The organism is Sphingobacterium sp. Mn56C, from assembly GCF_049319645.1.
Classification (GTDB): domain Bacteria; phylum Bacteroidota; class Bacteroidia; order Sphingobacteriales; family Sphingobacteriaceae; genus Sphingobacterium.
Genome location: NZ_JBMOUC010000001.1, coordinates 558,228 through 572,035, shown reverse-complemented (window position 1 = coordinate 572,035; position 13,808 = coordinate 558,228). Strand labels below are relative to the sequence as shown.

The 13,808-nt window shown below is 41.5% G+C and carries 13 protein-coding genes; 7 read left to right on the top strand and 6 right to left on the bottom strand.

What is annotated here, in order from left to right; genetic code table 11:
• Positions 1-782 precede the first annotated feature (782 nt).
• Genes ACL9RF_RS02650 through ACL9RF_RS02635 form a run of 4 tightly spaced genes read left to right on the top strand, consistent with a single transcriptional unit; the run spans position 783 to position 4,873 of the window.
• A complete protein-coding gene (locus tag ACL9RF_RS02650) occupies positions 783-1,952 on the top strand; it encodes a hypothetical protein (protein ID WP_422799038.1) in 1,170 nt (389 codons plus the stop codon).
• 1 nt (position 1,953) lies between these two features.
• On the top strand, positions 1,954-3,195 hold the full coding sequence (locus ACL9RF_RS02645; protein WP_422799037.1) for a quaternary amine ABC transporter ATP-binding protein: 1,242 nt from the start codon (positions 1,954-1,956) through the stop codon (positions 3,193-3,195).
• Between the two features lies 1 nt (position 3,196).
• Positions 3,197-4,024: an ABC transporter permease gene (locus tag ACL9RF_RS02640; RefSeq protein ID WP_422799036.1), complete on the top strand. Its 828-nt coding sequence runs from the start codon at positions 3,197-3,199 to the stop codon at positions 4,022-4,024.
• Positions 4,025-4,027: 3 nt separating this feature from the next.
• Entirely contained in the window at positions 4,028-4,873 is an 846-nt protein-coding gene (locus ACL9RF_RS02635; RefSeq protein WP_422799035.1) for a glycine betaine ABC transporter substrate-binding protein, read from the top strand.
• A gap of 218 nt (positions 4,874-5,091) precedes the next feature.
• Here ACL9RF_RS02635 and ACL9RF_RS02630 read toward each other — a convergent pair whose 3' ends face one another.
• The 6 genes from ACL9RF_RS02630 to ACL9RF_RS02605 all read right to left on the bottom strand — a co-directional run bounded on the left by ACL9RF_RS02630 (position 5,092) and on the right by ACL9RF_RS02605 (position 10,945).
• Positions 5,092-6,060: an ROK family protein gene (locus ACL9RF_RS02630; RefSeq protein ID WP_422799034.1), complete on the bottom strand. Its 969-nt coding sequence runs from the start codon at positions 6,058-6,060 to the stop codon at positions 5,092-5,094.
• 554 nt (positions 6,061-6,614) lie between these two features.
• The gene (locus tag ACL9RF_RS02625) at positions 6,615-7,355 is read right to left on the bottom strand and encodes an SDR family oxidoreductase (RefSeq protein ID WP_422799033.1); all 741 of its coding nucleotides are present in this window, start codon (positions 7,353-7,355) and stop codon (positions 6,615-6,617) included.
• 93 nt (positions 7,356-7,448) lie between these two features.
• Positions 7,449-8,381 (bottom strand): helix-turn-helix domain-containing protein, encoded by a 933-nt coding sequence (locus ACL9RF_RS02620; protein ID WP_422799032.1) that lies wholly within the window; start codon positions 8,379-8,381, stop codon positions 7,449-7,451.
• 383 nt (positions 8,382-8,764) lie between these two features.
• Positions 8,765-9,826 carry a 2,3-butanediol dehydrogenase gene (locus ACL9RF_RS02615; protein WP_422799031.1) on the bottom strand — a complete coding sequence of 354 codons (1,062 nt, stop codon included), beginning with the start codon at positions 9,824-9,826 and terminating at the stop codon, positions 8,765-8,767.
• Between the two features lie 277 nt (positions 9,827-10,103).
• Positions 10,104-10,454, bottom strand: a complete 351-nt coding sequence (locus ACL9RF_RS02610; protein ID WP_422799030.1) for a DUF3817 domain-containing protein — start codon at positions 10,452-10,454, stop codon at positions 10,104-10,106.
• Between the two features lie 29 nt (positions 10,455-10,483).
• Positions 10,484-10,945: a hypothetical protein gene (locus ACL9RF_RS02605; protein WP_422799029.1), complete on the bottom strand. Its 462-nt coding sequence runs from the start codon at positions 10,943-10,945 to the stop codon at positions 10,484-10,486.
• 267 nt (positions 10,946-11,212) lie between these two features.
• On the opposite strand from ACL9RF_RS02605, the gene ACL9RF_RS02600 reads away from it, so the two are divergent.
• The 3 genes from ACL9RF_RS02600 to ACL9RF_RS02590 all read left to right on the top strand — a co-directional run bounded on the left by ACL9RF_RS02600 (position 11,213) and on the right by ACL9RF_RS02590 (position 13,807).
• Positions 11,213-11,800, top strand: a complete 588-nt coding sequence (locus tag ACL9RF_RS02600) for a TetR/AcrR family transcriptional regulator (protein WP_422799028.1) — start codon at positions 11,213-11,215, stop codon at positions 11,798-11,800.
• A gap of 269 nt (positions 11,801-12,069) precedes the next feature.
• A complete protein-coding gene (locus ACL9RF_RS02595; RefSeq protein ID WP_422799027.1) occupies positions 12,070-12,597 on the top strand; it encodes a DUF420 domain-containing protein in 528 nt (175 codons plus the stop codon).
• Positions 12,598-12,652: 55 nt separating this feature from the next.
• Positions 12,653-13,807 carry an efflux RND transporter periplasmic adaptor subunit gene (locus tag ACL9RF_RS02590; protein ID WP_422799026.1) on the top strand — a complete coding sequence of 385 codons (1,155 nt, stop codon included), beginning with the start codon at positions 12,653-12,655 and terminating at the stop codon, positions 13,805-13,807.
• The last annotated feature ends 1 nt before the right edge of the window (position 13,808 follow it).

Below are 13,808 nucleotides of genomic sequence, written 5' to 3'. Positions count from 1 at the left end.
TAAAGGTTATTTTTAAAGGCAACGAATTTCAAATGCGGATGTCCTTAAAAAAATTTGCAGCCTATAGCGATACAGGCTTTTCAAAAACGGTACTTTTTATCCTTTTACAAGCGTAAGGAGCTACCCGAATATGCCATTTTTGTGCTCCATATTTCGATTTGTCCGCATAATTTCGAAAAAAAAAATAGGGCTATTCGTAAGCCGGTATACCTCAACTTTTACACGGAAATAAAATGGTTTTAGCGAGGTTTACATCTTGTAATTTCAGACTAATTTTGCCTTAGAGATTCCAAAAAATGACGCTAAATATTGCCCTGTTTCGATAAATCCTAAACCACAGAACTAAGCCGGTATGTATCAGCCGGTTCAAACCTGTTAAAATAAAAATTATTGGTTTGGAAATCCGATTATTCTACGGTATAAATTAGGACATTTTAAAACAATTTAAACGCTTTACTGTTTATTGTTCATACGGTACATAAAAACTATCCAAAACACAAATATTGCTCATTGGTGAATTTTATAGCTTAATAATATGATATGCGACATATATTTTTACCTTTAATTAATTTTCCCTATCTTTGCGCTATCTTTTACGGATTTAGTTGCTGAAAATATACTGGCCTAAGGACTTAAAAATGCCTCCAGCATATGAGTAGCTCAATTAAATAATGCTCTTTTTAATGCCCTTCGGCATTTCTTTATTCGCCACCTAAAGGTGAAGTCTTTTGACACATTAGCTGTCAGTTTTCAAGAGTAATATTTATTAAAAAACAAAAAAAATGAATAAGAAAAAACCTGTAATCTGGTCAATTTTGTTCCTTTTTACTAGCGCTTATTTACAAGCACAGGAACAACCAGAATTAAATATTGGCGGTGCCGTACGTTTTAATTATAATTACTCTACCTGGAAACAGGAACAAGCACGACGCGGTGGCGATTTTGGCTTCGATGTATTTCGTCTTGATGTTAAAGCAGGCTATAAAGGGATCGATCTGGATGCCGAATACCGTTTGTACTCGAATAGTTTTGGCGGCGGTATGTTAAAACAGGGGGCTTTAGGGTATGCCTTCAACAACAAAGATAAACTGCAAATCGGTTTAGTCCCGGTACCATTTGGTAACAGCCCCATCAATTCAAATTCCTTTTTCTTTAGTTTGAATTATTACCTAGGCTTGGAGGACAATTATGATATGGGCGCCAGGTTTACGCATGTAGGGGATAAAATGGAGTATAGCCTTGCGTTTTTAAAGAATGCCGAAGAGCTTGATTTTGGCGATAATAGCGATCTTTCCCCCAGCCGTTATGCTTACGATGTAGGATCAATAGATTTACATGGCGATGGTAACTTATCCTTTAGGAATAAAAAAGTCAATCAGCTAAATGGTAAAATTGACTTTAAGTTTGGAGAGAACGCCGTAAGACATAAAATAGGCGTTTCGGCTCAATTCGGAGGCCTTTATAACCTGGATACCAAAAATACAGGAACACACTACGCCACTGCGGCACATTATAACCTGGAATACCGTAAGCTGGAAATGAAAGCACAATACACGCGGTATGCCTATAATCCTAAAGCCCCAAACAGCGAATCTAAAGATGTGGTAGCCTTGGCGGCATATGGTGGTGCATATTTGGTGGCTGCGCAAGCCAACACGTATACGCTGGGCCTTTCGTATAAGATTCCTGTAAGCTGGAAACCTATTTCCGAATTAAGCGTTTACAATGATTATGGATACATGCATAAACCTGCAGCTGGCTTTAAAAGCTCGCAGATGAATGTTACAGGGGTCATGGTCAGCGCCGGCAAAGTGGTCACCTATATCGATGTGGCAGCGGGTAAAAACCAGCCTTGGTTGGGCCCCGAATGGAATAACGCTTTGGCCCAAGGGGGGGAACAGCAGGATAAGTGGCATGTGCGTTGTAATATGAATATTGGATACTATTTTTAATATGGAAAATAACAGAAAAGTAAAAATTAAGGTGGAAGACCTGACCATTGTTTTTGGTAAACAAAAGGAAAAAGCCTTACAGATGCTCGACGACGGGTTTTCTAAAAAAGAAATACTGGAAAAAACAGGATCTACAATTGGGATCAATAAAGCCAATTTTGAAATCTTCGAAGGTGAATTTTTTGTAATTATGGGATTGTCGGGCTCCGGGAAATCTACGGTATTACGGTGCTTAAACCGCTTAAACGAACCTACAGCAGGTAAGGTATTTATAAACGATGATGATATTACCGTAAAAAATAATAAAGAATTACTGCAGGTACGCCGTACCGAGATGAGTATGGTGTTCCAGAAGTTTGGTCTACTCCCTCATCATACGGTACTCACCAATGCGGCTTTCGGTTTAGAGATTCGTGGCGAGGATAAAGAAAAACGGGAAGCGAAGGCACAGGAGGCTTTAGAGATTGTAGGGTTAAGTGGTTTTGAACATCAGTATCCCGCACAGTTATCGGGTGGTATGCAGCAGCGGGTAGGACTGGCAAGAGCATTGGCAAATGATCCGGAGGTATTGCTGATGGACGAAGCATTCTCGGCCTTAGACCCGCTTATAAAATCGGAAATGCAGGATCAGCTGTTGGATTTGCAAGCTACTTTACATAAAACCATTGTTTTTATTACCCACGATTTGGATGAGGCTATAAAACTTGGCGATCGTATCGCTATTATGAAAGATGGCGTTATCGAGCAAATTGGCACGGCAGAGGATATTTTAACTAATCCGGCTAGTGATTATGTTAAAGCCTTTGTCGAAAAAGTAGATCGAAAGGCTATTATTACGGCGGGTTCATTGATGTTTGAGAAACCTACTGTGGTGATGTTTCGTAAGGATGGTCCCGAGGGGGCATTACGAAAAATGCGCTCTACCGGCATTGAAATCCTGCCGGTTGTCGATGTCCATTACACCTTCTTGGGTTTTGTCACCTTAAACGAGGTTATACAATCGGCAAAACGCAAAGAGACTACGGTAGAATCGATTATACATAGTAATGTACCTAGTGTTTTTAAAGATGTTACGGTGGAGGAAATGCTGCCTTTAACCTCTGAAAGCCGCTCGCCTATTGCTGTCGTCGATGATAAAAATAAGCTTTTAGGCATTATTTCGCAGACTTCTTTAATTATTGAATCAACGAAGTATAATAAAGAGGAAATCATGGAATTAAAAGAAAAAGCAAATAATCAATAGTATGGAGAAAGTTATCAATATTGGACAATATATAGAGGTAGCCATAAATTGGTTAACCGAGCATATGAAACCGGTTTTTGATGTGATAAAACATGTCGGTAATTCATCGGTTTTAGGAATCGAATGGGTATTAATAACCCTTCCTTTTTTTGTGGTCATCGGTTTATTTACGGCGCTGGCCTGGTGGAAAGCGGGCAAAGCTGTTGCAGTAGCAACCCTGCTTGGGTTGACTTTAATTTACTTAATGGGTTTTTGGAAAGAAACCATGGAAACATTGGCCTTAATATTTGTATCGACACTTACGGCTCTTGTGCTTTCCATCCCTCTGGGTATTTGGGCGGCAAAGAGTAAAATGGCCAATAAATTTATACGCCCCTTGCTGGATTTAATGCAGACCATGCCGGCTTTTGTATACCTTATTCCGGCGGTATTATTTTTCAGCATCGGAAAGGTACCGGGTGCTTTTGCAACCATAATATTTGCCATGCCTCCTGCTGTACGTTTAACAACCTTAGGTATTAACTCGGTACCTAAAGATATTGTGGAGGCAGCACGTGCCTATGGCGCAACAAATAGGCAGATATTGTTTAAGGTGGAGCTGCCTTTAGCCACCCAAACCATCTTAGCTGGGGTAAACCAAACCATCTTACTTTCGCTATCGATGGTGGTTATTGCAGGTATGATTGCCGCCGGAGGCTTAGGGGAAAAGGTGTTAGAAGGTATCAATAACCTGGATATTGGTTTAGGTTTTGAAAGTGGCCTGTCGGTCGTGATTTTGGCTATTATACTCGACCGAATCACGCAAGGTTTTGTAAACAAAAAACAATAATCTATGTATAGGATAAAAATAAATATGACATTTTTACTGCTCCTGACGGCCGTATTTTTAACGGCTTGTACAGGCGGTAAAAAGTCGAAATATATCACCATCGGTATGGTCGATGGCTGGGCCGAAGGAGTCGCGATGACGCATGTGGCAAAGGCCATACTGGACGAAATGGGATACCATGTTATTATACAAAAGGCATCGACGGATATGATTCTGGCCTCTATGCATAACGAAGACACTGACTTGTTTATGGATGTATGGCTTCCAAATACGCACGGTACCAAGATTGCTAAATTTTCCAACCTCATGGAACTGGGAACAAGTTATACAGAAGCACAGATTGGTATGGTAGTACCCGCTTATGTAACGATCAATTCCATTGAAGAGCTCAATGCACATCAGGATAAATTTGGAAAAAATATTATCGGTATCGAAAAGGGTGCCGGCATTACTACGGCTACAGATCGCGCCATTACAGATTATCAGCTGCAGTACAATCAGCTAAACTCTTCTACAGTTGCTATGCTAACCGAGTTACAAAATGCTATAAAAGAAAAGCGCTGGATAGCTGTCGCTGCCTGGCAGCCGCATTGGATGTTTGGGCGCATGGATTTAAAATTTCTCGAAGACCCTAAAAATTCATATGGCGATGCAGAAAAAATTAAAACTTTCGCGCGTAAACAGTTTAAAAGTGAATATCCTGATCTAGCCTTATTCTTTTCCAAAGTACACTTTGAGGATAAGGTGATGGCAAAATTACTTGCTCAAATGGAGGATAGTAAAGACAAACAAGCAACGGCACAGGCTTGGATTAAAGAAAATGCAGACTTGGTAGCGACTTGGTTGTAGCTATTATGGGGTAAGGTTTTTTGGTCAATCTTGTAACCACAGATAATAAGGCTATAGAGCAATGCTACCGGTAGAAAATTTTTTGTATCTACCCTATGCTACAACATAAAGGCGGCTTTGGAAGCCGCCTTATTTTTTATATCAGATTGTATGATTATATAATTGTAAATTTTATACTTTTATACTTTTATACTTTTATACTTTTATACTTTTATAATTTACTTTTCCCAAACCAGGGCACTTGCGCCTAGAATAGCCGCATCAGCCTCTTCCAGCTCACTGAAAACCAATTTAACCTTATTTCTAAATAAAGGCAGTAAATTTCTTTCCATATGTAATTTCGCAGGTTTTAGAATAAAATCACCGGCTTTAATCACACCACCAAAAAGTAAGATCGCTTCCGGAGAAGAGAACATCACAAAATTTGCTAAAGCCTCCCCTAATTTTTGTCCGGTATACCGAAACACCTCAATCGCTATAGCATCATCTTGTAAGGCACATTCATGCACGGTTTTAGAATTAATAGCATCCTCAGGATAATTATTTAACATGGACTCCGGAAATTCAGCCCTCATTTTCTTCGCGGTAATGGTTATACCAGTTGCAGATGCATAGGCTTCCAGGCTTCCTTCAGAACCTGTGCTCCAGTGCTTACGACCACCAGGTTTTACAATAGTATGCCCAAGTTCACCGGCAAAACCATCGTGCCCATAGACCAGCTTTCCGCCGGCAACAATACCGCTTCCCACGCCTGTACCCAGCGTAATCATAATAAAATCCTTCATCCCCCGTGCAGCACCGAATAGCAATTCACCTAGCGCCGCCGCATTAGCATCGTTGGTAATGGTACAAGGCAAATTAAATTTCGCACGTATTAAATCCGTAAATGGGATAACACCCTTCCAGGGAAGATTGGGCGCTTGTTCGATGGTTCCAGAATAATAGTTCGCATTCGGAGCGCCAACCCCGATACCATCAAAGTTTTTCTCCCCCCCAAATGACTCCATTAAAGGCAATATTTTCTCGTATAGCGCATCTATAAACTCTTCCACAGATGCATAATCATCTGTTTTCAGGTTTCCTTTTTCCAGAACCTCGCCCCTATGGTTAACCACTCCGAATTTCGTATTGGTACCTCCGATATCGATCCCTAGCGCGACACGTTTTGATAAATCTATTAATGACATTTCTTTTTTTTAATTTCTAAGTTTAAAATTTAATAGAAAGATAATATTTTATGAGGAATAAAAAAGAGAGAATCTAAATAAAATATAATTCTCTTAAATTTCGCAAGGCGTATCCTGGGGTAGGTATAAGATTTCCGCCCTTTAAAACGGGGGCGAAAGCTCCTTATAGGTAGGCATCTGCCAAAAGATGTTAGGAAATAGCAAATCTTTACGCCTTAAAAGAAATAACCAAAGTACGGGCTTTTCAGACCGCATCGTCCAACGAAGCCATATTTTGTTATTTTACAAAAAAATACACCCTCTGAGGTGGTTTAACGTCGTTGCAGGAAGGTATTGAAACAGGAAAAACTCCTTCGAACAGCACATCTTTTTCAAAAATGTGCTGTTGTTTAACATATCGCAGTTAACCATACCAGGCCTGGGACTTTACCTATTAACTTGCAAGGTATGTTAAAACGAAATCTTCATACCGCAATTCAAAAGGATATGGAACTGGTGTTATGGCCTGCATGGATATTCCTAAAATCGAAAAAGTATGCTGCCCGGATTAGTATTTAGGCCATACCCCCATTTACACCAATATTCTGTGCGGAAATCCATTTTGCATCATCACTAGCCAGAAAAACAATAAGCTTAGCAATATCCTGCGTTTCCCCAATACGATTAAAGGCCGATAATGCGGCCAAACGGTCTATGACTTCCTGAGGTTTACCATGCGTAAATAACTCGGTATTTGTAGGACCGGGAGACACGGAGTTGACATTGATACCCCTGCTGCCAACTTCCTTCGCAAAAACAGCTGTGAGCTGTTCTACGGCCGACTTGGTGGCTACATAGGTGCCATAGGTAGGTAGCATAAGGCGATTTACGGAGGTTGAAAAATTAATAACAGAGCCGTTATCTGCCAAACGCGTTGCCGCCTCCCGGAGGGTGTTAAAGACCCCTTTTACATTCACATTAAACTGCCGGTCAAAGTCTTCGTCTGTGGTGTCTTTTATCAGTTTATTTATCATAATACCCGCATTGTTTACCAATACATCGATTCTTCCGTAATGGTTGATAGCGTCGCTAAATAATTTTTTTACGGCAGCGGCGTTACTTACATCCGCTTGCAAAGCAAGCGCATCCCCTCCCTGCTGCTTAATGAAATCGACAACCTGCTCTGCAGCTTCATTTCCACCTGCATAATTTACGATAACCTTTGCTCCTGCTGCCGCTAGCTGTTTTGCTACTTCGGCACCGATTCCTCTAGACGCTCCAGTCACCAGAATCACTTTCTCTTTTAATGCACCCATTATATTATTTTATTTGGATTGAATTATTAAAACAAAATTGGGACAAATATCCTCCTATCGACGTATATAGATTATAGTTTATGTTGTAAATATCTAAGAAAGCCGATTGAAATATTGTTGTCTGTATTCCGCAGGACGCATGGCGCTGTGTTTTTTGAAATAATTGCTAAAGTGGGCTGTCTCCAGAAAACCTAAACGGAAGGCAATATCCTTGATGCTGAGGTTTTGGTCCTGCAACATTACCTTAGCTTCCGTAATAATTTTGTCGGCTATCCATGTGCTTATTGTTTTTCCGGTTTTACTGCTGATAACACTGGAAAGGTAATTTACATGCAGGGCTTGCAGGTCGGCAAAATCCTGAACCCTCAACTGGATAGTGGCTCTTCCAGCCATTAGATCCCGGACATGGCCTTCTAAATTCAATTTGAATTTTTTTACAATTTGGGAGCTTCGACTTCCTTCATTAATTGGACTATAATCCTGAAAAAAAAATGCTTTAATCTTCCATAGAAGCGCTAAAACCAACGCACCGATGATTTTATTTTTATAAAGGTCGTTGCCTGTATACGCCTTATAAATCTGTAGACACAGTTCTTCCAGCTGATCAAACTGCTGCTGCGTCAATATCCGAGGTGAGACAACTTCGGACAGCAAAAACGAAAAATCACGATACACATCGTGATGCACATGCTCCTTTAAAAAATCCTCTCCAAAGGTTATAAGGCAGGTATGTTGCAATTTTTCCCATTCGAATATTCGATAATTCCCGGGGTTGGTAAAGTAGACCGTATTCGATGTAACCTCGAACCGCTGGTCATCAATCGTATAATGTCCGAAAGCACTTTTGATAAAAAGAAAACTGAAATAATTCGGTCGAAAGGACTCTGAACGAAATGGCAGCTTCTGAAAGGTATCCTCAAGCTGATGAATGGTAAAACCCGACGCTGCTTCCAAAGAATCACTGGGAAGGCCGAGCTGCTGATACAATTCACGCAGGGTACGTACCGATAAATTACCTTTTGCCATTTTTAATATTTAGGTAAATATATTAAACTCAACGCTATTTTTAGCCTATTAATTTGCTTAGTATCGGTAATTTCCGCCCCTTGGCATCAATTTTCGCGTGTTTGCTGTTCATTATTGCCTAAACATCGAATCCCGTATTCCGCTGGCGATCCGGGGAATATCCCACTACCTTTACGTTGATGGTTTACCTGTTGCCATGGCGGTAGATATTACCCTGTACCTTTATTGGCGTATAATCGACAAAACAATACGTCCTATTTTTACGTAAACCAAGCTGTCGCCGGGTATAATTTAGATAAAAGCCATATCTACAGCCTCTTCTTAAAAACATACCGAACGACAGCTCTTGGTTTCGAAAAAATTAAATGCTTAGATACTAAAAATTAAGGATTCAAATTTATTAAAATCTTTACCTCCGATGGTTTAGAAACGAGTGCTTCAAATCCTAACGGAACAATATCGTCCAGACCAATCACCCCGGTAATTAATTTTTCCACCGGCATGCGGCCGCTATCGATTAAGGAAATTACCTGCGGGAAGATATTACGGTAGGCAATCGTACCCTTAACGGTTATCTCCCGAATCACCTGATTGGTAGCCCTATGTACAACATCATGGGTAAAAAGGGCAACCAAAAGTGCTGTGCCACCATTCCGCAAACTATCAATCCCCGTATCAAAGGATGCCTGTACGCCGGCAGCGTCGATAAAAACATCCACACCAACGCCCGTATCCGTTTTTATCTGCTGGGCAATATCCTTATCTTTTGCATTTATAACCCGTGTAGCGCCAATATCAACAGCCTTCTGAAGCCTGGCATCCGATATATCGGTTACAAATACCTTCCCTGCACCTGCCGCAAGCGCTGCTTGTACACATAAAAGGCCAATGGGGCCCGCCCCAGAGATTAGTATAGACTGCCCCAACTTTAAACCACTCTGCATAACCGCATATACTGCCACCGCTGCAGGCTCTACCATTGCCCCTTGCTCAAACGACATACTGTCTGGAATTTTATGCACCATATAATCTTCCACCACAACATACTTCGCAAAACCACCATTGGAGGATAAACCTACAAAGCCCAACGGTTCACTCAGGTTATACTCGCCAGTACCAATAAAGGGGCTATCGAAATTCTTAAATATAGGCTCTACGACCACACGATCGCCCTTACTAATTCCAGAAACAGCCTTCCCTACTTCCTCCACAATACCCGAAAATTCGTGTCCTAATGTGGTTACACCCTGATGGCCATTTAGCGGATAGGGAGCATCCACAGGAATAAGTTGTGGTCCATGCACATACTCATGAAGATCTGACCCACAGATCCCGGCAAACTGTACCGCAATTTTAACTTGCTTGTCTAAAACTTGGGGAATCGTAGTCTCCTCGACTCTAATATCCTTTGCTGCATACCAGCGTGCGGCTTTAATTGTATTCATAGTGTAATTGTTTATCCATTGAAATTACTAAATGAAAACAGAATACCGTATAGATCAAACATAAATTATGAAGTAAGCGACGACAATCGCAAAATAAAGTGACTTTGGTCAGTTTTTTAGCGTTAATTCTACCGCTTAACCTGCATCAATACGGCTGCTGGAAAAGGCATCCTAAGGATGGCCCCACGGAACAAAACCTAAACCTAACCTAAACCTAAACCTAACCTAACCTAACCTAACCTAACCTAACCTAACCTAACCTAACCTGGAACAAGCCTTAATCCGTACGCCCCCTTCCAGCCCGCTGTTGCTCCTGGGCCAAAGGTTTTAGAATAAACCGGTCCACATACAAAGTTCCAAGTGGAATAAAACAAGCCAGCCAAACCTTCCAAGTAGTCTGTTTAAATTTCCAATGCTGTTCGACACTCACCTGTATACTTTGCAGCATAAACAATAAAAATAAAACCCCATGTATAGGCCCCATAATCTTCACTAAAATAGGCGCATGAGCCAGGTATTTTAAAGGCAGCGCTACCAGCAGCAAAAACAATAAGGAAAACCCTTCTAAATAACTCAGTAGCCGCAAACGCCCCACTTGATGTTTCAACCATACCGTACAAAAATCCATGAAAGACAATTAAAATATAAAGGAAATAATTAAAAAACCGGTAAATAAGGTCTCGCCGCCAGCGGCGAAAATGGCCAAGGAATAGCCAGGAACATTACCACAAAAGCTGCCAGAAACCACAGCAATAGCAGCCTATACTGCTGCGAATCTACACCTGTACGTTTAACCTTTGACGATCCTATGGTTAGCAGCACAACCGCCAAAATCATCAATCCGATATGGATATAACGGAAGAAAAAGTACGGGTTTGGCCAGGCAGTAGGCCATTCAAACGCCTGCTGACCAACGAATGGGCTCTTGATATACATTAGCATACCCATCATTAACTGCAGGTGGGCAAGGGTTACCGTCAGTGATCGTATACCATGTGCTGTACGGCCAAAAGGTTCTGCCAGAAGCAGCCCCTTTACAGCCATAAATAGGGCATACAACAGGGATCCCAACAGCAACCATCGAACCCCGGAATGAAACATTAATAAAATAGCGTACATATAATTTCGTGTTTAAAATAAAAACATACCAATCAGTATGTTTTTATGCAAAAGTATTAAATCTGTTTTCATAACGCTAAGGTGATCCGTCATTTCAGCGTCAAATCAAACATTCTTCCTCCCATACACCAAGGCCAACAGATTTTGGGCAGCCCGCTCAGGAATTTCCATTCCCTGTTGCTTTTCCAGTTTTACATATTTATGACAACAGAAACTTAAAATGTTCCAAAAAGCTACCTACATTTGCGACATACTAATTGGTATGTTATGGCAAAAGCAGAAGAAACAAGAGCAACCATTCTCAAAAAAGCGTTGGAATTAATCTATAAACAAGGTTATCGTTCGACCAGTATTGATGATATCCTGGCTACCACCCAAGTAACAAAAGGAGCTTTTTACTATCATTTTCGGAATAAAGATGAAATGGGTGTGGCGATGATTTCCGAAGCTATACAAGACGAAATATGGCCTCAAATTGAGCAATCCCTATCTACAGATGTAAATTTTCGTGATAAAATCTATGGAATGATCAAAGGTTTACTATTCGAGCATCCCTTTATGACCGCCGAATATGGTTGTCCTGGTGTAAATTTAATCCAAGAGATGGCACCGATAAATGAAACCTTCCAGCAAGCCTTAAAAAGATCCCTAACCAAATGGGAACGCGCTATAGAAGGCGAATTAAAAAGGGCACAGCAAGCCGGTGAACTGTCTACTTCTCAAGATACCAAGCAGATTGCGCTGCATATTATTACCCTCTATCATGGCGTAAGAAACATGGGTAAGTTACTTGGCAAAAACCATTATGTTTCTTTTTTACAAGAATTTAAGAAATACTTAAACTCCTTAAAATAATCGGTTAACAAAGACAAAGAGCCAAACTTTTAAAACTTCCAAGGTTTTTATTTTTATTCGCAATAAAACATACCAGTTAGTAGGTTTTATTATTTTACAATAATTATATGCATAAACAATCGACATATCTAAAAACATACCAAGAAGTATGTTTTGATGTTATTCCATTTTTCCTGGTCCTATTCACGGCCGATGCCTATATCCGCTGGATAGCAAGCCAAGACCCCTATCTATTTCCATTTTCCACATTTAATCCCTACCGATAAAGCATGCAAGCTCGACATTACAGCACCCCGATTTGGATACTCACACTCAGCATCAATGGCCTGATTATACTGGCCTACTACCTACCCGAAATTCCGGCCCTGCAGCATTATGATTTTTCGGGTTTACCCCGGTTCAACGCCATATTAAATGGCCTAACTTTTTGTGCCCTGCTTTCCGCGTTTTATACCATAAGACGTAAAAATATAGCATTACACCGAACTTTCATCGGTCTCGCATTTTTCTTTACCAGCTTATTTCTGTTCTCCTACCTCTGCTATCACTTCAGCAGCAGCAGTACCAGCTACGCTGCTGGCGGCACTATACGCATCGTGTATTTCACGGTACTCATCAGTCATATTATTCTGGCCGGTATTATTGTACCCCTAGCGCTGCTAACCATGGCTCTGGCATTGAATAGGGATTTTCAGCGACATCGAAAACTGGCGAGATGGACCCTACCGATATGGCTCTACGTTAGCCTTAGCGGGGTTATTGTGTACCTCATGATTGCCCCATATTATCCGCATTAAATCCTAGCGCAGCTTATACAGCTGTCATTAATTACGTATCAAGTTTATTATTTTTATGAAAAAAACACCCTTTAGTGGCCTATTTATTCCACTTATTTTACTAACGGCCTGCCAGTCTAACACCCCTCAGGCCCAAGATAGTCCGCTACCTGAGGTTCCGGTAACCCAAGTTAGGCTGATGGATACACTCGTTTATACCGAGTACCCCGCCAAAATTGAAGGATATACCGATGTAGAAATCCGTACACAGGTTAGCGGCATTCTAGAGCGAATCTTCGTGGAAGAGGGTGCCTATGTAGAAAAAGGGAAGCCCCTATTTCAGATCGATGCTCGCTTATATCAGGAAGCCTACAACCAGGCACAGGCCGAAGTAATGGCTGCGAAAGCCCAGGTGAGCAGCGCAAAACTGGAGGTCGAGAAACAAAGCAGTTTAGTTCAACAAAAAGTGGTATCGCCATACCAGCTAAAAACGGCGCAGGCGACCTATGATGCCGCTCTGGCGAATGAAATGCAGGCCCTCGCCCGCAGCAAAAATGCAGCGGTAACCTTAGGTTACACAACCATAAAAGCCCCCGTTAGCGGTTACTTCGGCCGCCTCACCCAAAAAACGGGTAGCCTTGTTGCCCCTACAGATGTGCAGCCCTTGTCTCACCTATCCGACAACAGGCGCGTACATGCCTACTTCTCCATTGCCGAAACCGACTTTGCCCAACTTAAGCAGGGCTTAGCGGGGACGACTATTGATGAGAAGTTAAAAAATGCCGCCGCGGTACCTCTGCTGCTATCGGGTGGGCAGCCTTATCCCAATATGGGGACTTTAGACATGGTCGATGCGGCATTCGATAAAACTACAGGTGCCATCACCCTGCGGGTAACCTACCCCAACAAAGAGGGGCTATTGCGCTCCGGCAATTCAGGCAGGGTAAAAATAGCGGTCAAAAAAAATGCAGTAATCGCTATCCCTCAGTCGGCAACCTTTGAGCTGCAGGATAAAACCTTTGCTTTTATTGTCGACCAAGATAATAAGGCTCGACAGGTAGCCTTGACCCTAACCGGAAAAGATAACCTTAGCTATTTTATTGCACAGGGCCTAAAAGATGGCGACAGGCTGGTACTAAAGAACCTGGAGGCGCTGAAGGATGGGCTTTCGGTAAAAATATCCGATGGCCATAGCAAGCCAATGCCAGCACAAAAATTAGCGGACAATTAAT

Coding starts and splice junctions, on each gene's coding strand:
- ACL9RF_RS02645 (WP_422799037.1), top strand. CDS start 1,954: ATGGAAAATAACAGAAAAGTAAAAATTAAGGTGGAAGACCTGACCATT.
- ACL9RF_RS02615 (WP_422799031.1), bottom strand. CDS start 9,826: ATGAATACAATTAAAGCCGCACGCTGGTATGCAGCAAAGGATATTAGA.
- ACL9RF_RS02630 (WP_422799034.1), bottom strand. CDS start 6,060: ATGTCATTAATAGATTTATCAAAACGTGTCGCGCTAGGGATCGATATC.
- ACL9RF_RS02610 (WP_422799030.1), bottom strand. CDS start 10,454: ATGGATTTTTGTACGGTATGGTTGAAACATCAAGTGGGGCGTTTGCGG.
- ACL9RF_RS02595 (WP_422799027.1), top strand. CDS start 12,070: ATGCAAGCTCGACATTACAGCACCCCGATTTGGATACTCACACTCAGC.
- ACL9RF_RS02650 (WP_422799038.1), top strand. CDS start 783: ATGAATAAGAAAAAACCTGTAATCTGGTCAATTTTGTTCCTTTTTACT.
- ACL9RF_RS02590 (WP_422799026.1), top strand. CDS start 12,653: ATGAAAAAAACACCCTTTAGTGGCCTATTTATTCCACTTATTTTACTA.
- ACL9RF_RS02600 (WP_422799028.1), top strand. CDS start 11,213: ATGGCAAAAGCAGAAGAAACAAGAGCAACCATTCTCAAAAAAGCGTTG.
- ACL9RF_RS02635 (WP_422799035.1), top strand. CDS start 4,028: ATGTATAGGATAAAAATAAATATGACATTTTTACTGCTCCTGACGGCC.
- ACL9RF_RS02625 (WP_422799033.1), bottom strand. CDS start 7,355: ATGGGTGCATTAAAAGAGAAAGTGATTCTGGTGACTGGAGCGTCTAGA.
- ACL9RF_RS02640 (WP_422799036.1), top strand. CDS start 3,197: ATGGAGAAAGTTATCAATATTGGACAATATATAGAGGTAGCCATAAAT.
- ACL9RF_RS02620 (WP_422799032.1), bottom strand. CDS start 8,381: ATGGCAAAAGGTAATTTATCGGTACGTACCCTGCGTGAATTGTATCAG.
- ACL9RF_RS02605 (WP_422799029.1), bottom strand. CDS start 10,945: ATGTACGCTATTTTATTAATGTTTCATTCCGGGGTTCGATGGTTGCTG.